Genomic DNA, 26,118 nt, shown 5'->3' on the forward strand with positions numbered 1-26,118 from the left:
AGCCTCGTACTGGACGTACTTGGCTCTGTGCCCGGTGCGGCGAGAGGGCGTGCATGGCGTCGCCCGGCAGACGGGAATGGTCAGACAGGCCCTAGCGGGGCCGCACGGAACGGAGCTTGCCCCAGACGACCAGCCGGTACTTGGAGGTGTACTGGGGTGTGCAGGTGGTGAGCGTCAGATAGTGCGCGGGCTCCGTGTACCCGTACGCCGGCCTGACCGTACTGCGGGGAATCACCCGGATCGTCCCGCCGTCCCCGGCCGAGGTCCGCGGCAGCGTCCGGTCGACGGTGTACGTGTAGACGGCGGCCCGGGTCCCGACCACGACCCGGTCCCCGCGCCGCAGCCGGTCGAGGTACCGGAACGGCTCGCCATGGGTGTTCCGGTGCCCCGCGAGAGCGAAGTTCCCGACGCGGCCGGGCTGGGCGGTGCCCGGATAGTGACCGACGTACCCCTTGTTGAGCACACCGGACTTGCTGACCCCCTCGGCCACGGGCACGCGGAGTCCGAGCCGGGGAATGGTGAGGACGGCGTAGGCCTGGTCCCAACGGGGCTGCGACCGAGGCTGGGCCCGGGAGCCGGTCCCGGGGCGGCCGTCACCGGAACCGGAATCCGACCCGCCCCCGGAACGCGCCGCGGCAGAAGCCCCACCACCCTCTCCACCCCGCTGCTCCCCCTCTCCTTCTCCCTCCCACTCGCGTTCCAGGGCGTGGACCTTGCGCTCGGCGCCCTCCCTTGCCTGGCGGTTGGTCCACCACAGTTGATGGGCGACGAGGAGCAGGAGGACGACCCCGAGGGTCACGACGACCTCGGCACCGTTCCAGAGGAGCCGGGCGTACCGCGCACGCCGCCGACGGCCCTGCTGATGGACGACGGGAACCCGCACGCGCGCGCCTCCTCCCAGCCAGGTACCGGGGCTCAGGAACCGGGCCCGCACGATAAGGGCTGAGCCCTCAACTCACCATCCCCATGAACGCTCCCCGTGCACGCCGCCGAACGCTCAGCTGAACAAGCGGCTCGACAGCGGCTGAACACCGCGCGCCGATCCGACCCCTGGCCTGCACATACCTCACCTCTGTGGGCGGTCGGCAGTACGGTGTCACTCATGCGCCCCGACACGTCTGCCGAGTACGTCGACCACAACGCCGAAGCAGCACGCCTGGAGCGGACAGCCGGCCTGTATCCCGAGGACGCCGAACACCTGCTCGTGCAGGCGGCGGCCCACCTCGAACTGGCCGACGACCGCCCGCGAGCCACCTCTCTCTACGACAGCCTGCTCTCCAGCACGACCCCGCTGGAGAACCCGTTCCTGGTACGGGCCCTGAAGGCGGCCAACCTCTGGGAGTACGGCCACGAGGCGGAGGCCAGGGCCATCATCGAGGGCGTCCGCGCGGCGGCCCCGCGCGACCCGGCCCCCTGGGTGATCGTCGCCGAGTCCCTGGAGTCCCACGACGAGCTGGAGGCGGCGCAGGAGACGTTCACGGAGGCGGCGGTCCACCTCCTGACCGACGTCCCGGAGCCGCCGTACGCGACGCACCCGGTCCTCTTCGGCCGCCATCGCGTACGCCGCATGCTGGGCCTGTCCCACGACGACTGGGACTCCCTCGCGGACACCCTCAACTCCTCCCCGGTCACCCTGGACGAGCTGCACGACCCGAAGCGCGTGTGGTCGCTGGGCTCCGACAACCCGGCGGAACTGCAGGCGGAGATCAGCCGCCTGCGCGCCGAACTGGGCACGTTCCGGGAGGCGTTGTCGCGCCCGTTCCCGGTGGCGGTCCTGCACTGGCCGGCCCCCGAACTGACCGAACTCCTGACGGCGTACCCGGACCTGTCCACGGAGTACCCGTCCCACGAGGCCCACCTGGCGACCATAGAGTCCTCGCTGCGCGAACTGTCCGCCTCGGGCACCCCGAACCTCGGCATCGTGACAGGCACGGTCCCGTCGTACGAGGCCTTCGCAGCCTCGGAACTGGCCTCCCCGAGCGACGCGTCACTGCTCCCGCAGTACGCGACGACCTTGGCGGCGAGGGGCCGGGCTGTGGCTTGGCCGCCGGAGCGGGGGGTGGGGTGTTGGTGTGGGTCGGGGCGGGCTTACGAGACGTGTCATGGGGCGGATCTGTAGGCAGCCTTCCGCTGCTCGCCCGTCCCCGGCGCCGGGGGCTCAGACCGGAGCCCCCGGCCGCCCGGGCACGGGGCGCACGGAACTCTCCGTCTTCATTTCGGTACCGACGGTTCCGATGTCCGACCTTTGCAGTACCGTCACACCATCGATCGGAATGTCGGGCCGCTCCTCCCCCACCCAGGCTCCGACCTGTGTGCACGAGGAAGCCCATGCCCTACGAATCAAGCACAGCCTGGCAGTACGACGTCCCCACCACCGGCAGTACGCATCTGCCCCCGGACGCCGGTTACGGCAAGGCGCTCACCAACCAGGGGTACGGCTTCGAGGTCGCCGTCGCCGACTTGATCGACAACTCCCTCGACGCGGACGCCGACGAGATAGTCGTGCACTTCCTGCGGGACGCCGAGCGCATCCTGACGCTCCTGATCATCGACAACGGCCGAGGCATGGACGACGCCGGCCTGGATGCCGCAATGACGGTCGGGAAACGCCGTGACTACGACGACGGATCCCTCGGCATGTACGGCACGGGCCTGAAGGCCGCCTCCCTCTCGCACGCCTCCTCGCTCACCGTCGTCAGCCGCACCCGGCGCACCCGCGCCGCGGGCCGCCGCCTCACGGCCGAGGGCATTGAGGACGGCTTCCGCTGCGACACCGTCGACCCGCGCTACGCGCAGGACCTCGTCGACCGCTACGACGGCATCATCGAGTGGCAGGGCACGGTGGTCCGCTGGGACCGGGTGCGGACCTTCGAGACGGTCGCGCGCGGACAGAGCGACCAGTACCTGTCGAAGGCGATTTCCCGCCTGGAGACCCATCTCGGCCTCTACTTCCACCGGTTCCTGCGCAAGGGCCTGAAGCTGGACATCGCCGTGTGGGACGTCGGCGACGGCGACGGCGGGCAGTGGGAGGAGCTGGACCACATCAGCGTCGAGCCCCTCGACCCGTTCGCCTACAAGGTGCCGGGGCGGGCGGGTTACCCCCGATCGTTCACGGCCCCGGTCGAGGGCGTCGGCAAGGTGACGCTCACCGCGCACATCTGGTCCGCCAAGTCCAAGCAGGCGGGCTTCCGGCAGATCGGCGCCCTGGCCGAGCGGCAGGGCTTCTACTTCTACCGCAACGACCGGCTCGTGCAGGCGGGCGGCTGGAACGGTCTCCGCAGCCCGGAGGGGCACCTCGTCCTGGCCCGCGTGGAGGTGGATCTGCCGGCCACTCCTAACGGTGTCTTCAGTCTCGACGTGAAGAAGGAGGGCGTCACCGTGACTCCCGCCTTCACCCTCGGCGTGGAGGAGGCGGGGGACGCGGCGGAACACACCTTTCACACCTACCTCCTGGACGCGGAGGAGGCGTACCGCGACGGCTCGAAGCGCACCGAGATCACCCGCAAGCCGGTGACGCCGCCCGGCAAGGGTTTTGACCCGAAGGTCAAACGGGTCGTCAAGGAGGAACTGCCGGAGAAGCCGGGCGAGGAGCCCATCGAGTTCCGCTGGGCCTCTCTGCCGAACGACCGCTTCTTCGACCTCGACCGCGAGGCGAACGCCGTCCTCCTCAACAGATCGTTCCGGGAGGACTTCAACGACGGCCGGCGCGGCGGCTCGAACGACGCCCCGGTCACGAAGACGCTCCTCTATCTCCTCCTTGAGGACTGCTTCGGCCTCGGCCGCTGGGAGAAGACACGCCAGGACCGCGTCGACTACTGGAACACGATCCTGCTGGCGTCGGTACGGGTCCAGCGCGAGCGCCGCGAACGCGGCGTCTCCTGACCCTCCCGGCCCGCCACCGTGACCGCCACCCCGATCGTCTAAGGACCCCCGTGAGCGACGACGACCTCCTCGCCATCCACACCTCCGCCCTGTCCGGCATGACGAGCGGCCCGAAGCACTTCGCCAAATGGGCGGCGCTGGCCGCCGACGAGGACCACCCCGACGCCGACCTGACCGAGGAGACGTTCCGCGCCCGGCTCACCACCGGCGACGAGGCGCTCCTCGCCCTGTGGAGCAGCCACCTCAACGACTGGGACTTCGCCGCGTCCGCCCCCTGGGCACCCGGCATCCCGCCGCGCACCCCGGAGCGGCGCGCGACCGCGTACGACCGGCTACGGCTCGGCGAGGACCTGCGCAAAGTGCTCGACGAGCTGGTACGGGTGTCCGAGGTGCCCGGCGCGACGATCATCACCCGGGAGTTCACGCCCTGGTACACCCCGGAGCGTGCGGAGGCCCGCTCCTTCTACTGGCGTGCGTACGAGCGCAAGCTGCGCGCCAAGGGCTGGTCGCCGGAGGCGGTCGCCGGTCTCGACGAGGCGAGCCACGCGGTGGTCGAGCGCCTCGCCGACCCTGAGCAGACCGCCGCGCGCCAGGCGAAGGGCCTGGTCGTCGGTTACGTGCAGTCCGGCAAGACCGCGAACTTCACCGGTGTGGCCGCGAAGGCCGTCGACGCGGGATACCGCCTGGTCATCATCCTCGGCGGCACGTTGAACATGCTGCGCGCACAGACGCAGCGCCGCCTCGACATGGAGCTGATCGGGCAGGAGAACATTCTGCGCGGCGCGGACCCCGACGACGTGGACAGCCTGGTCGGCGTGGACTACGTGGGCGACGACGAGGAGTGGCCGGAGTTCGTCCGGCACGGCGGGCGCCCCTCGACCCGTGGCGCGTTCGACATCGAACGCCTCACCACGCGCGACAACGACTACAAGAGCCTCGCGCAGGGCATCCGCGCCCTGGAGTTCGAGAAGCGCGAACCGACCCGCCCGCTCCACGACCCGTCGAACCTGCACCACGCGGCAGCCCGCGTGATGGTGGTCAAGAAGAACAAGAGCGTCCTGGAGAAGCTGGTCAAGGACCTCAAGCAGATCCACGGCATCCTCGGCGAACTGCCCGCCCTGATCGTCGACGACGAGTCCGACCAGGCATCCGTGAACACGTCGAACCCGAAGAAGTGGGAGCAGGGCCGCACCGAGCGCACCGCGATCAACAAGCTCATATCGCAGCTCCTCGGCCTGCTGCCGCGCGCCCAGTACGTCGGCTACACGGCGACCCCGTTCGCCAACGTCTTCGTGGACCCGAGCGACGGCGACGACATCTTCCCCTCCGACTTCCTCATCTCCCTCCCCCGCCCGGCCGGTTACATGGGCGTGCAGGACTTCCACGACCTGGACTCGGCGGTGCCGCACGAGGAGCGGACGTACACCGACTCGCAGGAGAAGGCGCACGTCCGCGGCGTCTACGACTCCACGGGCGACCGCCTCCAGGAGGCGATGGACGCATTCGTCCTGTCCGGCGCGCTGAAGCTTTACCGGGCGGCGCACGGCGTGCCGGAAGGCCCGTTCCGCCACCACACGATGCTGGTGCACGAGTCGGTGAAGAAGGACGACCACGCGGATCTCGCGCTGCGCATCAACTCCATGTGGCACGAGGCGGGTTACGCGTCCACAGCGGGCCACACGCGGCTCGCCGCACTGTGGGAGTCGGACCACGCGAAGGTCAGCGAGGCCCGCGCGGCAGGCCTGCCCTCGCCGGCCTCATACGAGGAACTGCGCCCGCACGTCAGCCGCGCACGCCAGCTCATCGGTTCCGGAAGCCGCCCCGTCATCGTCGTGAACGGCGACTCGGACCGCTACTTCGACCAGCTCGATCTGGACTTCGACCGCACGCCAAACGTCTGGAAGATCCTCGTCGGCGGCACGAAACTCTCGCGCGGCTTCACGGTGGAGGGCCTGACGGTCACGTACTACCGACGCACCACCCAGCAGGCGGACACCCTGATGCAGATGGGCCGCTGGTTCGGCTTCCGCCCCGGCTACCGCGACCTCGTACGTCTGTACATCGGCCGTGAGGAGGCGTACGGCCGCAGCGAGACGGCGGACCTGTACGAGGCGTTCGAGGCGGTGTGCCGGGACGAGGAACTGTTCCGCGGGCAGTTGGCGCGGTACGCGGAACTGGTGGACGGACATCCGCAGTTGACGCCTTCGCAGGTGCCGCCCCTGGTCTCCCAGCACCTGCCGTGGCTCAAGCCGGCGGCGCGGAACAAGATGTTCAACGCGGAGTTGGTGGAGATCCGGTCGCCAGGTGAGTGGGTGGAGCCCACGGCTTACCCGGCTGCCACCACGGCGGCGGACCTGCGTCACAACGTGGAGACATGGAAGCCGCTCATCGACCGCCTCGACGCGCCGCCGGTCACCCTCGCGTGTGGCGGAACCGAGTACGAGGCACTCGTCTCCACCGTAGACCACGACACCCTCCTCAAGGTGCTGTGCGAGCTGCGCTGGTCGGAGCCACGTCAGTTCTCGCCCCACCTGGAATCCCTTGTCGAGGCGGGGAACCTCAACGCGCCCATCGACGACTGGGTCGTCGTCGCTCCGCAGCAGACGTCGGGCCGTCGTACCGAAGGGCGTGTCCTGGGGTCGCGACCGCTGTCGCTGGCCCGTCGTACGCGGCGCAGGAACGATTTGTTCGGTGCGATCAGCGAGCCCAAGCACCGGCCCTCCGTCCTACGCATCGCGGGGTCCGGCGGGGCACCTCACGGCAACGAGACCGTGGAGTCAATCGTCCGTCCCCGACGCGGCGCCGTCGTTCTGTACCCGGTCGTGGAGTCCGATCCCGTGCTCTCCTCGGACGGTTCGGTCGACCCCCGTCGTCTGGTCATGGCCTTTACCCTGGTCGCACCGGGTGGCTCCGCACGGGCAGGACGCGGCCTGCTGCGCTTCCGGGCCCGGGACAACGGCACGAGCCGCCACGCGATCGTCGATCACCAGGACATCTGAGCACGGGAGACGTCCATGAACACCGCGAAACCGTCCTCGCCCGCCGTCTCCGCGAGGATGAGTCGCCAGGCGAGACGGGACACCGCACCCGAGGTGGCCGTGCGGAAGCTGCTGCATGCCGCGGGTCATCGGTACCGCCTCAACGTCCGGGTTCCGGGGATGTCCCGGCGCACGATCGACATCACCTTCACCCGCGCCAAGGTCGCCGTCTTCATGGACGGCTGCTTCTGGCACGGCTGCCCGCAGCACGCGACCCGGCCGAAGGCGAACGCGGAGTGGTGGCGCGAGAAGCTGGACCGCAACATGGCCCGGGACGCGGAGACGACACGGCACCTGGTGGCGTCGGGGTGGACGGTGCTGCGGTTCTGGGAGCACGAGGCACCGGGGGACGTGGCAGAGCGGGTGGCGGCGGCAGTGGACCGACAGCGGCACGGCAACAGGGGGATGCGGAACGCATGAATCAGCTGACGTTCGTCGATGTCTGCTCAGGCGCGGGGGGTCTCGCGCTCGGGCTGGAGAGAGCCGGCTTCGAGCCGAAGTTGCTGCTGGACATCGACCCACATGCGTGCGAGACACTCCTGATGAACCGCCCGCACTGGAACGTCGTGCAAGAGGACCTGTTGGAATTCGACCCTTCGGAGCACCCGGAAGCGTACGACGTGGACGTGCTCACGGCCGGCCTCCCCCGGGTGAAGTCGAGCGCGACAGTGACACGCGACTCGTCGGACGAAGAGATCCGACTCATCGAGGCCACCGCGTACCTCACCCACGCCGTACAACCGCGGGCCCTGGTCATCGAAAACATGCGCACCTTGGTCGACAAGGATTCCTTCGCACCCGTACGGGACTTCCTGCGCGGCGAACTGGAGCACCTCGGCTACGAATTACGCTGGTTCGCCCTGAACGCCGCAGATTTCGGAGTGCCGCAGGACCGCGAGTCGGGTGTCCTTGTGGCTGTGAAGCGCCGGTGGGCCGCGGCGTTTCAGCCACCTGCGCCCACCGTTCGCCGACATGTATCGGTGGGGCAGGCACTGGCACGGTCGATGCGGTCCCGGGGCTGGTCGGACGCCGACCGCTGGGCAGCACAAGCCGTACATGTCGCACCGACGCTGGTAGGCGGTTCCAAGGCACGAGGAGGCGCGGACTTCGGGCCGCGCGGCACCAAGGCCCAGTGGGAGCGGATGGGGGTCTACACAAAGTCCTTCGGTGACCAGATCCCCGATCACGACTTCAGATGGGACCCGGCTCTGGGCGACGAGGGGCTGGTGAAGATCACCGTGATGCAAGCGGCACTGCTGCAGGACTTCCCCGAGGACTGGCGTTTCGCCGGTGGAAAGACCGCGCGCTACCGGCAGGTGGGCAATGCCGCCCCACCTGCGGTCGGTGAGGCTCTGGGGCGTTCGGTGGCCGAGGCACTGGGGCGACGATCACACCCACCGGCCGGCTACACTTCGGCCACATGAGCAACCCGGAACCGCAGACGCACGACTCCGAGGACAGATCATTTGACTACGACGTCCTCGACCTCTTCGCCGGCCCTGGTGGATTGGATGTCGCAGCGCACTTCCTGGGTCTCACCAGCGTCGGTATCGAGCTGGACGGCAACGCATGTGAAACGCGTTACCGAGCCGGCCTGCCGACCATCCATGCCGATGTGACCGTCATGCGCAAGGAGCGTTATGACGAGGTCCCGCACACAAGGGTCCTGTCAGGTGGACCGCCCTGCCAGTCATTCTCCATCGCGGGAAAAGGCGCAGGGCGAGAAGCCCTGGACACGGTGACGGAACTCATCGACGAGTTGATCGAAGACCCGGAAGGTCAGCTCGTCGACAAAAAGCTCCAAGACCTCGATGCGCGTACCGGCCTGGTATTGGAGCCGCTGCGCTACCTGCTGAAGGCCATCACCTCCGGCAGAGGGCCGTACCAATACATCGTCCTGGAACAGGTACCTGCGGTCTACGCGGTCTGGGAGGCTTACGCAAGGGTGCTCGCCGGCGGCGCGATCAAGCGTCCACGCCTTGACAGTTCCGGGCAGGTGCAGAACGAAGACGTGAAGTACGAGGTCGCTTACGACGTACTACGCACCGAGGAGTACGGCGTCCCACAGACCCGTAAACGAGCAGTCCTCGTCGCCCGCCTCATCGACGAGGAGCAGCGCCCGGACAAGCCCTTGGAACTACCCGGCACCACCCACGCCCGTTTCGTCACCCTGCGACAGAAAGCTGTCGAGGACGACGCGGCACTGTTTCCCGTCGAATCGAAGGAACCCGAAGAGGATTCGAAGGACTCGTGGCGCTCCATGCATGCCGCTTTGCATGCCGCGAAGGAGGAGCTGGACGCCTCCCACGATTCAATTCCGCGCGACTCGAAATTCTACGTGGTCTCCAACTATGGATCCGGCGGAGATCCGAAGAAGCGGGGAATCCGACACTGGGATCAACCCTCGTTCACCGTCACGGGTAAGATTTCCCGTAATCGACCGATGGACGCGAACGGGAGACCTCTACCTCGTTTCACCATTCATGAGGCCGGCGTCCTCCAGTCGTTCCCCGGGGATTTCCCATGGTCCGGAAAAGACCAGGCCCAGCAGGTCGGTAACGCGGTCCCACCGTTGTTCGGAATGCACGTCCTCGGGGCTGCACTCGGTCTGACCCCTTCCTTTCCGGACGAGCTGAACCTCAGTTGGGGCGGACCCGCCGATGCGTTGCGCGGTGCCGACCTCCGACTCGAAGGGTGCCCGCGGGAGCGAACCTGTCCGACCGGGCACCCTTACGATCAACCTGCCGAGAGCTCCTCCACGACTTCACGCCCCCGCACCGGAGCATCCGCGAAGAGCCCCTCGAAGTAGTCGGTGAGCACAGCCACCGAGGCCTCGGGCGCACGCTCCTCCTCCGGGCCTTCGGGCAGCGCGTTCCGACGGACCGGAGAGGCTCCCTCGGCCGCCGCGATCCAGTCGCGCAATGGCTCCGCGTCCCGCTCGGAGTCCTGCGCGACCACGTCGTACATGAGCGTGGCGGCCGACGCATTGACCGCGGAAGCCAGCGCATTGGCCTCACGACCTGTGCGTATCAGCCCACGTTCGATGAGGTTGACGAGCGCCAGAGCGGTCGGGCGGTGGTCGACGACGTCCATCCGCAGTGCGGTGTTGAGCATGTCCTGATTCCCGCACGCAACCACGACAGGTGAGTAGTCGGGGCCGTTCCGGAAGAGTTCGGCTGCCCACCAGAGCCGGGAGAACGCCTGCGTGTAGTGGGCGCCACGGAACCGGGCCCGGGCCACGCTCGGCGTGCCGCCGTCCTTCTTCGGCGTCGTCGGCAAGTGGCGCCGGACGACGTAGTCCGGCGCCACTCCGAGTGCCAGGTAGTTCCACAGCCGTGCGTCCGCCGCCTCACGGCGAGTCAGCCGGAGCGTGGCGTGCAGGCGGGGAGCCAACCAGGCGTCCGCCGCCGTGACGGGCCTCTCCTCCGCCTGCACCTTGTACATGACGTCGTCGATCAGGTCCCGCACCGGCCGCAGGCGGAACCGGGCGTCGTCGACAGGCAACTCCTCCGTGGCCTTGTTCAACGCGATCGACGGCACGTCCTCACGGCCTGTGAGCAGACCCTCGCTGATGTACGTGGCGGCCTGCATGTCGGCGAGCAACGCCAGCCGCTCCGGCAGGTGGTCGGGTCTCGCGGTCACGCGGTGGCCTCCTGATCGAGTCGTTCGATGCCACGGACGGTCTCGCCCAACGCTTTGGGCACCTCGGCGCGGCGCGTGGCAGCGTAGTGGATGCGCGGCTGGAGTTCGGCCCAGGTCCCGTCCCCGGTACGTCGGGCGTGCACCTCTCGCAACGCGTCCTCCACGGAGCGACCGGGCACGACGTCCGGCAGCATCTCGCGCAGCACCTCGCCCCGCCAATCGGGTGGAAGCAGCGGCGTCCCGTCGTCCTCGATCTCCAAGTCGCCGATGGCGGTATGGAAAACGGCGGTCCATACGTCGGTGCACAACTGGGAGAGCAGCATCTCGCCCACCAGACTCTCGACCTTGGTGCCCGCTCCCTGCACCAACGCGGTGAGGCCCTCGAAGTCGGTGTTCAGACGGACGGTCGGCATCCGGCCCGATGTGTCCACCATCCATGGCGCGTCCCGGAAGGGGCGCAACCACTCGGCCGCACGCGCGAAGCTGACCGTCACGACGTCCAACTGCCGGTCCCGCAGCGGAACGTCGGCCGTCACGTCGACCATCCAGTCCCGCTCGGAGGAGGCGATGATCCGGCCCGGCACGCCGTCGACCGTGGCCACCACATGGACGGAGAGCGTCGCCCTGTCCAGGTGGTCGGGCCGGACGAGCGTAATGCTTCCCGTCCACTCCCGGTCGTCCGGTCCCTCCGGCTCCAGTCGGGCGACGGTCCGGGCGTTGGTGGCTTTCTCCGCCAGGACGGCCACGACCTTCACCTCCGACCAGTGCCCCTTGGTCTCGATCTCCCGGGCCGGCACGGTCGCCGACAGCTTCAACCGAGCCGTCTCCCAGTCCGAGCGTTCGGCTCGCCCCAGGGCCGCGACCTGCTCGACGACCGAGTAACCCTTGGTGTCCAGATCCTCCCGTGCCTCGTCGGGCCCGCTCAGCCGTACGGCCGTGACCCGCATGGTCACAGGGCCGGACGGCCGGGGGTACGGATAGGCCCTCATGCGCTGTCTCCCCTACCCGTGTGGAGCTCGACGACGAGACCGGTCAGCGCGGCCCGTACGGTGTGCGTGGACACGTCGGTGACTCCCCGGAAGGAGGCGCGGCGCGCGCCGGGCGCGAAGTGCAGGACGCCGTCGACCACTTCACAGTTGCTGACCGCAACCAGCTCGGCCCACCGCACCACAGGCCGGGGACCGGATCTGACCTCCAGTTTCGCGATCGGGCTCATGTGCCAGGTCTCACCACCGACAGGCACCTTCACTTCGGCGGTGACCTGCCACGCTCCATCGGTGCCGACCGTGGCATCGAGATCGTCGAGCTTCGGCAGCGCCACGGTCGTGTTGCCCTTGGCCGCGGCTTTGCCGGAGACCTTCAGCCGCTTGCGTACCTTGCCGGTGCCGGTGCTGTCCTTCTTCTCCTTCGGGACGGCGACCAGTTCCTTCACGGCCTTGTTCGTCGCCGTCGTCAGCGCCGCGATCCGGCGGTGGGCCGACGGCGAGTAGCGCATACGCAGCTCCTCCGTCTGGCTCCACTTGTTGTGCTCGGGCGGCTCCGACGTCCGCAGGAACTCCTCGGCCTCCGCGGCGAAGGGAGCGTCCTCGCCCGCGGCGCGTCCCGCGAGGAGGACCGCCTGGAACGGGTCGGTCCCCAGAGGAAGGTCGGGGACCCGGCTGGTCCTGACCGTCATCCGGTTGCCGCGCATCGCTGTCACCTGGTTCGGCTTCCCGTCGGGGTCCGAGGCATCGGTGACGAGTAGCACGGCTCGGTGTTCGCCGCCCGAGCCGGGCCGTCCCTCGATGTCCGGCACCTTCAGTGGCACGGTGACGGCGGCCACCTGACCCACCTCGGTGATCCGCTCCACCGTGTTCCCCGCGAGAAAAGCCTGCAGGGCCCGGGAGCGCGCCGGTTGGTAGATCATCGGGTCGACCCGCTCCTCCTTGAGGAACTCCTCGCCGTTGCGCTGGGTCCGGACCGACGCCTCCAGGAGCGGTTGCCGGTCCCCGCCCGTCGTCATCGCCGCCCAGAAATTGCGGCCGAGCGCCTGGACCAGCCGCCTGTGCATGCGCTCCAGGCTGTCCTCGTCGTCGCTCGGGTCACCGTCGGGGCGGGTCCCCGCGAGACTGGCGACGTCGTGCGCCCCCACGACGAGGAAGGAGGTGCCGGGATCGTCGCTCTCGCGATCGAGGTGCAAGCTCTTGACCGTGTCCTCGTCCGCCCACCAGGAACGCACCACGTCCACGTTGTCCGACTCTGCGTCGGGGCGGCCGAGCCAGGCGGGGCCCGCGTACGGCTTGCCGTCCACCTCGCGCCACGGCAGGTCGAGGCGCCCGATCAGCCGTCGATCGGTGCGTCCCTCGTGGGGCTCGGCGAGGGTGGAGTTGATGAGGACGAGGCCGAGCCGGCTCGCCGCCCACAGGGTGGCCTTGCCCAGACCGTAGGAGCCACCGGCGCCCGAGTCGGACTTGCGGCTGTCGAGTTGGCGCCGCACGACAGCGGCGAAGCGACCGTCGGCGTAGTCGTCGCCCGTCAGACCGCTCGCGTTGTAGTCGTCGACCCGGAGCAGCACCAGACGGTCGCGGTCGTACATCTCACGGAGACCCGCGCTGATGACACGGCCGACCTTCTGGTCCTGCGCGGCGGCACTCTCGTAGTGCGGGAACAGGTCGTCCCAACTTATGGCCGTACGGAACCGGGCCAGGGTCTCGCCGGTCAGTTCGTTCAGGGTGTAGCGGACGCGGACCGGCTGTTCGTTCTCCCGGCGGCGCTCGTCCAGGCTGTTCTGGGTCGCCTCGCGGGCCAGGACCTCCAGGTCGGCCTCGAAGGCGAAGGCCGCCGCATTGCCGAACTCCCGTCCGCCGTCGGCGTGTCCGGGGCGGTGGTACCAGGTGATCGGGAGGCCGGCGAGCGTGTCGGTGGTACGGGTGTGGAGCGTGCCCACATCCAACTTGAGTGCTTCGGCGATCTTGTTGATCGTCTCCGTGCGGGGCTCGGCCCGGCCGGTGATCCAGGCGGAGACGGCGGCTCGCGTCACCCCGACCGCCTCGGCGAGCTCCGTCTGCTTCATCCTCGTCAGCTGGAGCTGACGGGCCAGCCAGGGCCCGAAGTCTTCTCCGACCTCCATGCTTCCCCCTCTCGGGTCACCGTCTCGACCCACGGCACGGGTCGATTGACGCGACAGCGACCTGTCAAATGATACTTGACGGGCACCTTCCGACTCCCGGAACATTGCCACGACGGATCAGATCTTTTCACCCACATTTATCACCCTATGCACCATGCATCCCTTTTGCTCCTCCGACCTCCGTAGCAAGTGAGGGCCCGCATTCCGCAGCACCCCCTTGCGCCACTCGAACAGAACTCGCTAACCTTCCGTCCAGAGAACGCGGCCTACCACCTCGTAACTCCTATTTTCGCTTTTGGTTTCAGTGCGCCGTAGGTCACCGGACCTCCCCCCCCCCATTCGTGCGCCCCTACCGTCCTGCACGAGTAGTCTATTTCGCCGCAAACGAATGGGTTCCCGTGACCAGTCATTCTCTTTTTGCATCCCCGGCACATGACACGGGACTCCCGCGCATTCGACGCGACATCGGAGAAACGATTCCCTGTCCCTGATTCTCAGGGAAGCAGGAACCATCGGCACCGACATCGCGTCCCTGCCATCACCGTCACCGCTGACCCCACGAGCAGCGGCTCCACTTACACGCACCTCACCGCACCGCGCCTGGCCAGACGCAGGCGACCGGTCTCCGCACTCCCTCGTGCTCGCTGTTCCTGGAATGGAGTCCCGCCATGACCCATATCGAAACACCGGTGATCAAGACCGTCGTCGAACAGTCCGCCCGTGTCCTGGAGACCTACCGTGTCGACCCCGGACTCATTCCGGAACACGCCAATGGAGAAAGACGGATCACTCAGGGTGGCTACGGTGACCGGCAGCTCTTCGAGCTCGTCCAGAACGCCGCCGACGAGATCGCCGACGAGCCCGGCGGAAAGGTGCACGTCGTCCTGACGGAGACGCACCTCTACTGCGCGAATCAGGGAACTCCCGTCACCCCCGAGGGCGCCGAGACCATTCTTCGAATGAGCATGTCCCAAAAGCGGGGCGGTCAGATCGGGCGCTTCGGTGTCGGCGTGAAGTCCGTGCTCGTCGTGTCGGACACGCCGGAGTTCTTCAGTCGCACGGGGTGCTTCGGGTTCGACCGTGACTGGGCGTACGAGCAGATCAGAAGCGTGCCCGGGGTCAAGCGTCTCGGCGAGAATTTCGAGGCGCCGGTACTGCGTATGGCGCGTCCCCTCGACGAAGCGGCTGAACGGAGCATGGATCAGACGCTCGACGAACTGATGAGGTGGGCGACCACGGTGGTCCGTCTGCCGCTGCTCCCCAAGGCCGACGAGAAGCTGGCCCACGACATGCACGCCGTCCCGCCCTCCCCGCGCAAGGAGGGGAACAACGGCACCGGTCCGGTACGCGACAGCTTCCCTGCCGGGTTCCAGTTGTTCTCGCCGCACGTGGGTGAGGTGACACTTGAGGACCGGCGGCTTCGTCCGGTGGTCCGACGGGTGCTCAGGACGGAACAGGACGGTCATCTCCGTACCGTCCACGAGCAGCGCACCGGCAGCCCCGTGAAGGCCCACCGATGGAACGTCTTCACGCACACCCATCAGCCCACGGAGCGGGCTCGTCTCAGCGCTGGCGAGATGCACGACCGGATCGCCATCGACGTCTCATGGGCGGTTCCGGCGTACACCAAGGACGAGACGACCGGCCTGCTGACGTCCCCCCGGGGACGCGGCAAGTTCTGGTCGTTCTTCCCCACCAAGTACGACATCACCCTGAGCGGATACCTCAACGGCGCCTGGAAGACCAACGAGGACCGGCAGAACCTGCTGGACTCGTCCCCGTTCAACGAGGAGTTGATCCAGGTCGCGGCGCGCCTTGTCATCGATTCCCTGCCGAAGCTGGCACCCGCCGAGGACCCCGCCGTCTACCTTCGGCTGCTGCCCGGACGTGCCCGTGAGTCGGAGACCGTCAGTTGGGCCGACCGCTACCTGACCCGGCACATCTGGGCGGCGGCTGCGCAGCGCCCCTCCCTGCCGGACCAGGACGGTGTGCTGCAGACCCCTCGTGACCTCAGCTTCCCTCCGGACCTGGGCAAGGCCACCCCCAAGGACCAGGTGCGGTGGCTGGGGATGTGGAACGCCTACGCCGGCCGTCCCACGAACTGGCTCCACCCCTCGGCCGAGGCCGACAACCTCCGCGCGGGCAAGGTCAAGCACATCCTGGAAGCCGCCGAGCTGAACCGTTCCACGGTGAAGGAGTGGCTGGAGGCGCTCGTCTCGGACGGGACCCCGGCGGCCTCCGCAGCCGCGATCCGGATCGTTGCCGCCATGATCGAGGTGGAGTCCCCGTACGCCGTCGAAGCCCGCAGGGCACGCGTCGCACTCACCGAGGAACACGGCCTCGTCGCGCCGGTCGCGGGCAAGGTCTTCCGGCGTTCGGTGCAGGACGGGCTCAAGGACGACCTGGTATACGTCCATGCCGGCCTGTCCGACGACGACTCCCTGTCGATGGCCCTGAACACCGTCGGGATCCAGGAGGCGGACGCACGCGGTCGCTTCGTCGGCGTCCTGGACCAGGGATTCGACAACTACGCGCCCCAGGACTGGAACCACTTCTGGGAGTTGTTCCACAGTGCGGGAGGCAGTCATGTCTCCAACGAGGTCCGCTCCCGGGTGGCGACGCCCCTCACCACACTCCACGTCCGGGTGGCCGACGGCACCTACCGTCCGATGCGGAACGCCATGCTTCCCGGCCCGGTGGTGACCGCCGGGACCGACCCGTCCCTCACGGTCGACATGCGCTTCCACTCGGACGACGCCGGCTTCTTCCGCGAGGTGGGCCTGCGCGACCGGCCGACGGGCGGCTACCGGCCCGAGGGTGAGGACTGGTACGAGCGGGAGTACCGCGAGTGGGCCTACGAGCTCTACCTGGGGCAGCTCGACGACCGTGCGTCCCGGCCGCAGATCACCCGCATGAAACTCGAAGGCGCCGCTGTGGGCGGTCCCCTTCACCTGCTTCCGCTGATGTCGGACGAGGCGAAGGCCGCCTTCATGGGGGCGTTGTCCGACGACTCGGTGATCGACCGCTGGACGCGCCAGTTCGGCGCCCAGGTCGGCACGCGTCAGGCCGTCGCCTCGCCCCTGCGTTGGATGCTCCGACGCCACGGCCGGGTGAGGACCTCCCAGGGCCTCAAGCCGCTCACCGAGGCCGTCGGCCCGCAGCTCGACGCCTATCGCGACCTGCTACCGGTCGCGGCGATCAGTTCCGAGAAGGCCCGCAAGCTGGGCCTCCCCGTCAGCCTCGACAAGGTCCCGGACAAGTACTGGGCCCAGCTCCTGGAGCAGCTGAAGGAGAGCGAGGACGACGCCTTCGTCGGCAACATGTACGTGATGCTGACCCGTCTGGAGGTCGCCTTCCCCGAGGACTCCCTCACCCGCTGCCGCGTCGGCGCGGAGTGGAGCACCCGTGAGGACGGCGAGATCGCCGTGGCCGCCACGCCGGCCGAGTACAAGGCGCTGCGCGCCGAGCAGGTTCCCGCCCTGCTCACCGCCTCCCCCGGGGACGCCGCTCTGCTCGTGAAGCAGTGGGGCATGCTGCCGTACGCGGACGTCATCAGCAAGGAGACCCGGCACGTGGCGGCCGGTGAGCCGATCCCGCTGCGCGACGCCTACCCCACGCTCCGGCAACGTGTGGGCAAGGCCGCCAACGAGTACTTCCTGCTGCGTTGCTCCGAGCTGGAGGAAGTCCTCCGCACCCCCAACGGCATGAAGGCCACCCCGTTGAGGAGCGCGCTGGACGGCACGACCGTCCTGGTCCTGGAGCCCGCCACCGACCTGGAGGCGCTCGTCGCGGTGGACCGCGAACTGCGTCTGAATCTCCGGGAGACGGGCTGCCGCCAAGTGCTCGACGCGCAGGAGCAGCAGGAGCAGAACCGTAAGGTCCAGGAGACGCTGAAGGCGGTGCGCGGCGCCGAGAACGTGGTGACCAAGCTGGAGCTGCTCATCGGTGCCGACGCCCTGCGTGCCGGACTGCCCGCCGGGCTGCTGGACAGCGAGAAGGCCGCTCTCGGCGGGGCGGAGCTCTCCGACTCCCGCATCGCGCAGTTGGCTTTCGACGCCCACGGCGACGGCATACTGCAGGTCCACGTCCGAGACCTCCAGGCCAACTACCCCACCAACGCCCCGTCGTCGTTCTCCGGTAGTTCCCGGGCACTCGCCTTCGTCTCCGACCTCGACTTCCCCGACTCCTTCGCCGGCGTCAGGGCTCCTTCCCTCGAACCCCGGATCGAGGTGTCCGGCCCGACCCAGTTCCCGCGCCTCCACGACTACCAGGAGCGGCTGGCGACGAACGTCTTCACCATGCTGGACCGCATCGCCCCCCAGCGCGGGATGCTGTCCCTGCCCACCGGTGCGGGCAAGACGCGCGTGACAGCGGAGGCGGTGATCCGTTGGGTCAAGCAGGTGGAGAAGTTGGACGGTCCGATCCTGTGGATCGCCCAGAGCGAGGAGTTGTGCGAACAGGCGGTGCAGAGCTGGAAGTTCGTATGGGAGAAGGTCGGCGCGGAGGCACCACTCGTGATCAGCCGGCTCTGGACCACGAACGAGGCGGGACCGGTCACCGACAGGCCGCACCTCGTGGTGGCCACGGACGCCAAGCTGCGGGTCTGCCTCGACACCGACGCGTACGCCTGGCTTCGGCAAGCCGCGCTCGTCATCGTCGACGAGGCCCACATGGCCATCGCCCCGCAGTACACCGAGATCCTGTCCCACCTGGGTCTCACAGCGTCCCGCACCGACCGGCACCTGCTCGGCCTGACGGCGACCCCGTTCCGTAACACCAACGTCGAGGAGACCGAGCGTCTGGTCCGACGGTTCGGCAGCACGCGTCTGGACGACGGGGTCTTCACGACGGGTGACCCGTACGCCGAACTCCAGGAACTCGGCATGCTCGCCCGCGTCGAGCACCGGGAACTCACCGGCGGCACCATCGAACTGACTCCGCAGGAACAGACGCAGGCCGAACAGCTGAGCATCCTGTCCAAGGCGGCTGAGCAGCGGCTCGCGGAGGACCACGACCGCAACGACCGGATCATCGCCGAGATCAAGGCCATGCCGGACGACTGGCCGGTACTCGTCTTCGCGACCTCCGTCAGCCATGCGAAGTTCCTGGCGGCCAAGCTCAACGGTCAAGGCATCGACGCGGCAGCCGTCGACTCGGCCACCTCCACCTCCGACCGTCGCCGCCGGATCGACGCGTTCCGCAGCGGTCGCACCAGGGTCCTCACCAACTACGGCGTCCTCACCCAGGGCTTCGACGCCCCGGCCACGCGGGCCGTCGTCGTCGCCCGCCCCACCTACAGCCCGAACGTCTACCAGCAGATGATCGGGCGCGGCCTGCGCGGTCCCCGCAACGGCGGCAAGGACACCTGCCTGATCCTCAACGTCCGCGACAACATCACCAACTACGGCAAGGCCCTGGCCTTCACGCAGTTCGAGCACCTCTGGAGCAAGAAGTGATCGACGCCTACGCCGACAGTCCGGCGCTCACCGACGAGCAGCGGGCCGTCGTCGACCGGCCCTGGGACGCGCGCGTCCTGGTGACGGCCGGCGCCGGGTCGGGCAAGACCCACACCCTGGTCCGGCGTCTCGACGCCCTGGTCGGCCACGAGGAGGACGCTCTGGAGGCCGGGGAGATCCTCGTTCTCAGCTTCTCCCGGGCCGCCGTGCGCGAGCTGCGTCATCGCATCGCCACACACGGGCAGCGGGCCCGGCGGGTGCGCGTCCAGACCTTCGACTCCTGGGCGTACGCCCTTCTGACCCAGGCGTACCCGGACGAGGAGTGGGGGCTTCGCACCTTCGACGAGCGGATCAGGGAGGCGACACTGGCGATCGGGAAGGGAGCGGTCGAAGCGGGTGAGACGGGAGCACCCTCCCACGTGGTGATCGACGAGGTGCAGGACCTCGTCGGCGATCGCCGCGACATGGTCGAGACCCTGCTCGACCAGTTCCAGGACTCGTGCGGATTCACCGTGGTCGGGGACTCCGCGCAGTCGATCTACGGCTTCCAGATCGACGACCCGGACGCCCGGGCCGCCGAGGTCGACCACTTCCTGACCTGGCTGCGCGTCTCCTATCCCGATGACCTGGTGGAGCTGCATCTGACCGAGAACTTCCGCGCCGAGACACCCGAGGCGCGGACCGCCCTGTCGCTGGGTCCCGAGTTCCAGCGGCTCGGCCCGGACAGCGCGGACAAGGGGGGCGAACGTCTCTATCGGGAGCTGTGCGGCCGGCTTTCGATCCTCCCCGACCTGGGCCTTCTCGACGATCCGTCGACCCTGACGGCCCTACGGGTCTACCCCGACACCTGCGCGATCCTCACCCGGGACAACCGCCAGGCACTGGCGGTGTCCGAACTGCTCGCCTCCCATGGCGTCGATCACAGCCTCAAGCGGTCTCTCCGAGACCGTCCGGTGCCGTACTGGGTGGCGGAACTGCTCCGTCGCACCGGTGCGCCCACCCTGGCCGAGGCGCGCTTCCTTGAGATCGTCGCCGACATCCCGCTGCCGGACGGCACCGACCCCGCCCAGGTCTGGCGTTCCCTGCGCGGTGTGGCGCGGGGGCCACGCGGGTTCCTGGAGCTGGGCGGAGTGCGTCGAGCGGTGGCCGACGGCCGGTTCCCCGACGAGCTCGCGCCCTTGGAGTCGTCCCGGCTCGTCGTCTCGACCGTCCACCGGGCCAAGGGCCTGGAGTACGACCGGGTGATCCTGTTGATCCCGCCCACCCTGGCCGAGCTGCGCAAGCAGCACACCGCGGTGGACCCGACCGCGGAGGCGCGTGCGCTGTACGTCGCGATGACCCGGCCCCGCGCGGACCTCTGCCACGTACGCCCGCCGAACACCGCACAGATCCGCAGGGAACGTCGCACGGACCGCTTCTACAAGGGCGGGTGGAAGGCGCACCAGCGGTACGGCGTCGCCGCGGCCGACCGGGACGTGTCCTGGGAGGAGCCGCCGGGCGCGGACCTGGCGGACACCACCGCGCTGTCCGTGCAGGAGTACCTGCTCGACCACGTACGCCCCGGGGACGAGGTCGTCCTGCGGCTGCGCCACGAGATGCCTATGGGCCCGGACCAGAGCCCGCCCTACGGGATCCACCACCGCGACCGCGAGATCGGCGAGGTCTCGGAGAGCTTCCGCAGGGACCTGTACACGGTGGAGAAGATCTCCCGCACCTGGGAGGTGAGCTGGCCCGTCGAGATCACCGGACTGCGGGTCGGCTGCGTGGAGACGGTCGCCCGCGGTACCGCCGCGAGCATCCGCGCCGGGCTCGGCGACCACGGGGCGTGGATGGCCCCCCGGCTCGACGGACTCGGCAGCTACCGGCGCGCGCCGGGCACTCACGAGGGAGACGAGAAGGCATGACCGACAGCACGAACGGACGCCACGACGCCCACTACCGGGCCCGTGAGGACCTCGTCGAAAGACTGCGTCGTGACCTGCTCGGTCCGGCCGACGACGCCGTCGGTGAGGACCGCGAGGAGGTCCTCACCCAGGACGCGCCGATCACGGTCTACCCCATCGGCGTGCTCTATCCGCAGCCCGCCGACACGGCCGCGCGCCGAGAGGTCGAGGAGGACGAGGCCGAGCAGGACGGTCTCGACGCCGCTCCGGTCCTGAGCCGCGACAGCGCGGACGAGTCGGCCCCGGCGGTCGAGCTGCCGTCGGCCGGTGACCGCAGGCCATCCAGCATGGGCCTGACGTTCGCCATCGATCCGACGGCGACGGACACGATCGTAGTGAAGGCCCGGGCCGCCATGTACAGCCCGGTCGACTCCGAGGGCCGCAAGGTGGCGCCCAAGCGAGCCGAGTCGAGGACCACCGTCGATCAACGTGAACACTGGCGGCGTCGGGTGCTCGACCTGCCGGAGGTGTCGGTCGACGTAACCCGCCCCGGTCGTCTGAAGCCGAAGCCGGAATTGGCCGACGGTGTCGAACTCGACGTCCTGGTCCGCAAACCGAGCGCCATCGGGACCGTCACCGTCACCGTCACGCTGATCAACTGCAACAAGGTGGGCGAGCGTGAGCTCCAGGACGCCTACGCCCTCTTCCAACCCCGGCTGACCGTCACCGCCGCCAACGGGTCCTCCGCCTTCGTCGAGCGTCCCGCCGTCCTCAGCGCGGTCGACGAGGAACTGGAGACCAGTCGGCTCCTGCACCGGCACGCCCCGACGTTCGCCGTCGGGCACGGCTGCTCGGTCGCTTGGGACTGGACACCGCCACAGGTCGGGATCACCGACATAGAACGAGCCGCGATCGCCGAGGTCCGCACCGAGTTCCTGCCCACGCACGAGGTCCTGCTGACCGACTCCAACCCGGAGATCGACGCCTCCGCGCTCCGTATGCACGACCTCGCCACCCGCCCGGACGCCGACGTGCTGTCCGCCCTCGAAGGGTTGGCGAACGGCTACGAGCAGTGGATCGTCCGGAAGGACGCGGAAGCCTCCCAACTGTCCGGCACCCCGTACGAGGGAACCGCTCACGAGCAGATCCGCGCATGCCGCGAGGCGCTGCGTCGTATCCGCCGAGGCATCGGGCTCCTGCGCTCCGAACCCGATGTGATGCACGCCTTCCGTCTCGCCAACCAGGCCATGGCGCAGCAGCGGGCGCGCACCGACTGGGTGAGGGGCGGTCGGGAAGGTGAACCCGACGTCACGTCAGGTCGCTGGCGGCCTTTCCAGATCGCTTTCGTCCTGTTGTGCCTGACCGGCATCGAGGACGCGGACCACGAGGACCGTCGGATCTCCGACCTACTCTGGTTCCCGACCGGTGGTGGCAAGACCGAGGCGTATCTGGGGCTGATCGCCTTCACCGCCTTCCTCCGTCGCATCCGCGGCAAGGAGCGGGGGGGCGGCGTCACCGTCCTCATGCGCTACACACTGCGGCTGCTCACCCTTCAGCAGTTCGAACGCGCCACGATCCTCATCTGCGCCATGGAACTGATGCGTCGCGAGGATCCCTTGACGCTGGGGTCCGAGCAGATCTCGATCGGCATGTGGGTCGGAAGGTCCGCCACGCCCAACAAACTGAAGGTCGCGGCCGGAAAGCTCGACGAGTTGCGCGCCGGCAAGACCCTGCAGAAGGAGAACCCGGCGCAGCTCCACTACTGCCCGTGGTGCGGGACCGCCATGGACGCCGACGACTACGAGGTGGACGAGGACGCCCGGCGCATGTACGCGCGCTGTCCCGGCGACGGCTGCGACTTCACCTCCGGTCTGCCCGTGCATCTCGTGGACGACGCGGTGTACGACGCCCGGCCGACACTCGTCATCGCCACTGTCGACAAGTTCGCGTCGATGCCGTGGCGCGAGGAAACCGCCGCGCTCTTCAACCGTGACCGCTCCGACAACACGCCGCCTCCCGAGCTGATCGTGCAGGACGAGCTGCATCTCATCTCCGGTCCGCTCGGCACTCTCACGGGTCTGTACGAGACCGCCGTCGACGCCCTCGCCGACCAGCCGAAGGTGATCGCCTCCACGGCGACGATCCGTCGGGCCGGGGAGCAGGGTAAGGCCCTCTTCGACCGTGAGGTGCGACAGTTCCCGCCGGCGGGTCTCGACTCGCGGGACTCCTGGTTCGCCGTCGAGACACCCCGCGAGGTCAAGGCCAGTCGCCACTACGTCGGGCTGCTCGCCCCCGGTACCAGTCAGTCGACCCTGCTGATCCGCACCTACGCCACCCTGTTGCACCAGGCGATGCGTACCGACACCACCGACGAGGTGCGCGACGCCTACTGGACCCTGGTCGGTTACTTCAACAGCCTGCGTCTGCTGTCCGCGGCCGAACTCCAGGTGCACGACGACGTGGTGTCGTACCTGGATCTCCTGGCCGAGCGGGACGGACTCGAAGCTCCGCGCGGCACGAACGGGTACGCGGAACTGACCAGCCGCATCGACGCCAGCGCGATCCCGGCCCGGCTCAAACAGATCGAGCGGCGCTATCCCGACCCGGACGTCGTGGACGTCCTGCTGGCCACGAACATGATCTCGGTCGGCGTGGACGTGGACCGGCTCGGCCTGATGGCCGTCATGGGCCAGCCGCAGACCACCGCCGAGTACATCCAGGCCACCAGCCGGGTCGGGCGTTCCCACCCCGGTCTGGTCGCCGTCATGCTCAACTCGACGCGCTCCCGGGACCGGTCCCACTACGAGAACTTCCTGCACTTCCACTCGGCCCTGTACCGCGAGGTGGAGTCGACGTCCGTGACCCCGTTCTCTTCCCGGGCGCGTGACCGCGGCCTGCACGCGGTCGTGGTGGCCTTGGCCCGCATCCTGATCCCCGCTGCGCGGCCGAACGACGGCGCAGGGCGCATCGCCGACTACATCGACATCCTTCGTCACGAGATCAAGCCGATCCTCATGGCTCGCGTACAGGGAGTCGACGAGGAGGAGTACGACGCGACCTCCGACGCCTACGACGAGTTCGTGGACTCGTGGAAGAAGGACGCCGAGTTCTTCGGCGGCCTCCTGTACGAGCCCGTACGCGGAAACAGGACACCGTCCCTCCTCAAGGCGTACGACGACGAGTCGGAGGACGCCGAGGCCTGGCCGACCCTGTGGAGTCTGCGCGACGTCGACGCCGAGTCCGCCCTGTTCATGGAGGCTTCCCGATGACCCCGCCCCCCGCCCGCCGACGCGGCGCCCCCCGACGTAGCCTCCCCCGACGTGGGACCGTGCGCCGGGCTCAGATGATCACCACGTACGGTGTCGGTTCGCTGATCGCGGTCGACAACGAGTCGTTCGTCGTGGCCGGCCTCGACGGGGCCCATGAGGCATGGAGCCTGGACGAGGCGCCGATCATCCACGAGCACCGGCTGGCGCGCATCCTCGGAGTCCAGCACTTCCGGCTGCCTCCCTCCTCGGACGACGACAGCAAGGACGGCATCCGGGTACGCCGCTTCCCGCTCTGGCACTCCTGCCCCCGCTGCGACGCACTCCAGCACGTGCGGGGCTTCAACCCGCCGCCCGGCAAGAACATCTGCACCGACTGCGAGGAGGACCTCGTTCCCTCCCGCTTCGTGGTGGCGTGCGAGCACGGGCACCTCGACGACTTCCCCTACTGGAAGTGGGCACATCGGGGCAACCGGGCGGACGGCGCGTCCGGTCACTGCGGCGGCGAGCTGCGTCTGCGTACCTCCGGTCGTACCGCCTCGCTCCGCTCCATCCGCATCTCGTGTACGTGCGGCGTGCCCGAGGCATCGATGGAGGGCGCGTTCCGGCGCTCCGCGCTCGCCGACCTCAAGGTCCCTTGCTCAGGTAAGCGTCCGTGGTTGCAGGACGCGCCCGCGGAGTCATGTGCCCAGCCGCCGCGCACGCTCCAGCGTGGTTCTTCGGTCGTCTGGGCTCCGGTCCTCAAGTCGGCACTGTCGATCCCACCCTGGAGCGACGGCCTCGCCGATCGCCTTTCGGGACGGTGGGACACCGTGCGCGAGTACGCCTCCGATCCTTCGAAGCTGGCGATCTACCTCCAGGGAGCGTTCCCGAACGAGGAGATCTCCACCGACGCCGTTCTCGCCCTGATCGAGGCGGAGGACCAGGAAGATCCCGATCCCGACGGGTCCTCCACCGGGCAGAACCACCGCTACCTCGCCCTGCGCAGGCAGGAGTACGAACGTCTCTGCGCCGGGAACGCCGAGGCAGACAACGACCGACGCCAGCAGTTCGTGTGCGAGCCGCCGTCCGGCGACAGCGCCCCCCTCCTCCCCACCGGCCTGATGACCCCGATGCTCGTCAAGCGCCTGCGTGAGGTCCGCGCGCTCAAGGCCTTCTCCCGCGTCACCGCCCCCGACTCGAACGTCGAGGTGCACGAGGCGGCGCTGTCCCTGCGGCCCACCACCTGGCTGCCCGCCATGGAGGTCCACGGTGAGGGCGTCTTCCTGCGCTTGGACGACGACCGCCTGGAGAGGTGGGCCGCCTCCACCGCGGTGGTCGCCCGGGTCGACCGCATCCGCGCCAACCACGAGCGCCTGCTGCGGGAGCGGGCCTCCGATCCCACGCAGGTCCCCGATTCGCCCGCGGAGCCTCGCATGGTGCTGCTGCACACCTTGGCCCACGCGCTGATCAACGAATGGAGCCTGGACGCCGGCTACCCGGCCGCCTCCCTGCGCGAGCGCCTGTACGCGGACGAGACGATGGCCGGTCTGTTGATATACACGGCCACCAGCGACTCGGCGGGCAGCCTCGGTGGTGTCGTCGCCCAGGGCGAGCCGACACGGCTGGCCCAGGCACTGTGCTCGGCCGTGCACCGCGCGCAGTGGTGCTCCGCCGATCCTCTGTGCATCGAGTCCGAAGCCACCGGCACGGGGAGTACCAACCTCGCCGCCTGTCATGCCTGCGTGATGCTTCCGGAGACGAGCTGCGAGCACAACAACTGTCTGCTCGACCGCGCCCTGCTGGTAGGCACTCCGGAGGACCCGGCCATCGGGTTCTTCGCGGACCTTCTGACCGGTTGAG

The 26,118-nt window shown here is 68.8% G+C and carries 14 protein-coding genes; 10 read left to right on the forward strand and 4 right to left on the reverse strand.

Annotated elements, in window-relative coordinates; genetic code table 11:
- Positions 1-91: 91 nt before the first annotated feature.
- Positions 92-883, reverse strand: a complete 792-nt coding sequence (locus ACFVH5_RS11745) for a class E sortase (protein WP_385833372.1) — start codon at positions 881-883, stop codon at positions 92-94.
- Positions 884-1,102: 219 nt separating this feature from the next.
- On the opposite strand from ACFVH5_RS11745, the gene ACFVH5_RS11750 reads away from it, so the two are divergent.
- From ACFVH5_RS11750 to ACFVH5_RS11775, 6 genes are all read left to right on the forward strand, one after another.
- Positions 1,103-2,119 carry an SEC-C domain-containing protein gene (locus tag ACFVH5_RS11750; protein WP_385833373.1) on the forward strand — a complete coding sequence of 339 codons (1,017 nt, stop codon included), beginning with the start codon at positions 1,103-1,105 and terminating at the stop codon, positions 2,117-2,119.
- A gap of 209 nt (positions 2,120-2,328) precedes the next feature.
- On the forward strand, positions 2,329-3,882 hold the full coding sequence (locus ACFVH5_RS11755) for an ATP-binding protein (RefSeq protein ID WP_385833374.1): 1,554 nt from the start codon (positions 2,329-2,331) through the stop codon (positions 3,880-3,882).
- A gap of 98 nt (positions 3,883-3,980) precedes the next feature.
- On the forward strand, positions 3,981-6,881 hold the full coding sequence (locus ACFVH5_RS11760) for a Z1 domain-containing protein (RefSeq protein WP_385833441.1): 2,901 nt from the start codon (positions 3,981-3,983) through the stop codon (positions 6,879-6,881).
- Positions 6,882-6,896: 15 nt separating this feature from the next.
- Positions 6,897-7,340: a very short patch repair endonuclease gene (locus tag ACFVH5_RS11765; RefSeq protein WP_385833376.1), complete on the forward strand. Its 444-nt coding sequence runs from the start codon at positions 6,897-6,899 to the stop codon at positions 7,338-7,340.
- Positions 7,337-8,344, forward strand: a complete 1,008-nt coding sequence (locus ACFVH5_RS11770; protein WP_385833377.1) for a DNA cytosine methyltransferase — start codon at positions 7,337-7,339, stop codon at positions 8,342-8,344. Before ACFVH5_RS11765 ends, ACFVH5_RS11770 begins: the two co-directional genes overlap by 4 nt.
- Positions 8,341-9,729 (forward strand): DNA cytosine methyltransferase, encoded by a 1,389-nt coding sequence (locus ACFVH5_RS11775; protein ID WP_385833378.1) that lies wholly within the window; start codon positions 8,341-8,343, stop codon positions 9,727-9,729. Before ACFVH5_RS11770 ends, ACFVH5_RS11775 begins: the two co-directional genes overlap by 4 nt.
- Here ACFVH5_RS11775 and ACFVH5_RS11780 read toward each other — a convergent pair.
- From ACFVH5_RS11780 to ACFVH5_RS11790, 3 genes are read right to left on the reverse strand one after another with little or no spacing between them, the layout of a single operon-like run.
- Entirely contained in the window at positions 9,657-10,562 is a 906-nt protein-coding gene (locus tag ACFVH5_RS11780; protein WP_385833379.1) for a DUF6339 family protein, read from the reverse strand. The two genes, ACFVH5_RS11775 and ACFVH5_RS11780, sit on opposite strands and share 73 nt — an antisense overlap.
- Positions 10,559-11,551: a hypothetical protein gene (locus ACFVH5_RS11785; RefSeq protein ID WP_385833380.1), complete on the reverse strand. Its 993-nt coding sequence runs from the start codon at positions 11,549-11,551 to the stop codon at positions 10,559-10,561. The genes ACFVH5_RS11780 and ACFVH5_RS11785 overlap by 4 nt, the downstream gene beginning before the upstream one ends.
- Positions 11,548-13,671 carry a helix-turn-helix domain-containing protein gene (locus ACFVH5_RS11790; RefSeq protein WP_385833381.1) on the reverse strand — a complete coding sequence of 708 codons (2,124 nt, stop codon included), beginning with the start codon at positions 13,669-13,671 and terminating at the stop codon, positions 11,548-11,550. The genes ACFVH5_RS11785 and ACFVH5_RS11790 overlap by 4 nt, the downstream gene beginning before the upstream one ends.
- A gap of 668 nt (positions 13,672-14,339) precedes the next feature.
- Between ACFVH5_RS11790 and ACFVH5_RS11795 the strand changes: the two genes are divergently transcribed.
- Genes ACFVH5_RS11795 through drmB form a run of 4 tightly spaced genes read left to right on the forward strand, consistent with a single transcriptional unit; the run spans position 14,340 to position 26,117 of the window.
- A complete protein-coding gene (locus ACFVH5_RS11795; protein ID WP_385833383.1) occupies positions 14,340-19,127 on the forward strand; it encodes a DEAD/DEAH box helicase in 4,788 nt (1,595 codons plus the stop codon).
- A complete protein-coding gene (locus ACFVH5_RS11800) occupies positions 19,124-21,031 on the forward strand; it encodes a UvrD-helicase domain-containing protein (RefSeq protein ID WP_385833384.1) in 1,908 nt (635 codons plus the stop codon). Before ACFVH5_RS11795 ends, ACFVH5_RS11800 begins: the two co-directional genes overlap by 4 nt.
- Positions 21,028-24,279, forward strand: coding sequence for a helicase-related protein (locus ACFVH5_RS11805; protein WP_385833385.1), 3,252 nt, complete (start codon positions 21,028-21,030; stop codon positions 24,277-24,279). Before ACFVH5_RS11800 ends, ACFVH5_RS11805 begins: the two co-directional genes overlap by 4 nt.
- On the forward strand, positions 24,276-26,117 hold the full coding sequence (gene drmB, locus ACFVH5_RS11810) for a DrmB family protein (protein ID WP_385833386.1): 1,842 nt from the start codon (positions 24,276-24,278) through the stop codon (positions 26,115-26,117). The genes ACFVH5_RS11805 and drmB overlap by 4 nt, the downstream gene beginning before the upstream one ends.
- Position 26,118 lies beyond the last annotated feature (1 nt).

The organism is Streptomyces sp. NPDC127119 (genome assembly GCF_042677425.1).
Taxonomy (GTDB): domain Bacteria; phylum Actinomycetota; class Actinomycetes; order Streptomycetales; family Streptomycetaceae; genus Streptomyces.

Bases quoted from the DNA above. Each gene is read 5' to 3' on its own strand.
- ACFVH5_RS11765 (WP_385833376.1), top strand. From the start codon at position 6,897: ATGAACACCGCGAAACCGTCCTCGCCCGCCGTCTCCGCGAGGATGAGT.
- ACFVH5_RS11755 (WP_385833374.1), top strand. From the start codon at position 2,329: ATGCCCTACGAATCAAGCACAGCCTGGCAGTACGACGTCCCCACCACC.
- ACFVH5_RS11760 (WP_385833441.1), top strand. From the start codon at position 3,981: ATGACGAGCGGCCCGAAGCACTTCGCCAAATGGGCGGCGCTGGCCGCC.
- ACFVH5_RS11795 (WP_385833383.1), top strand. From the start codon at position 14,340: ATGACCCATATCGAAACACCGGTGATCAAGACCGTCGTCGAACAGTCC.
- ACFVH5_RS11785 (WP_385833380.1), bottom strand. From the start codon at position 11,551: ATGAGGGCCTATCCGTACCCCCGGCCGTCCGGCCCTGTGACCATGCGG.
- drmB (WP_385833386.1), top strand. From the start codon at position 24,276: ATGACCCCGCCCCCCGCCCGCCGACGCGGCGCCCCCCGACGTAGCCTC.
- ACFVH5_RS11790 (WP_385833381.1), bottom strand. From the start codon at position 13,671: ATGGAGGTCGGAGAAGACTTCGGGCCCTGGCTGGCCCGTCAGCTCCAG.
- ACFVH5_RS11805 (WP_385833385.1), top strand. From the start codon at position 21,028: ATGACCGACAGCACGAACGGACGCCACGACGCCCACTACCGGGCCCGT.
- ACFVH5_RS11750 (WP_385833373.1), top strand. From the start codon at position 1,103: ATGCGCCCCGACACGTCTGCCGAGTACGTCGACCACAACGCCGAAGCA.
- ACFVH5_RS11770 (WP_385833377.1), top strand. From the start codon at position 7,337: ATGAATCAGCTGACGTTCGTCGATGTCTGCTCAGGCGCGGGGGGTCTC.
- ACFVH5_RS11775 (WP_385833378.1), top strand. From the start codon at position 8,341: ATGAGCAACCCGGAACCGCAGACGCACGACTCCGAGGACAGATCATTT.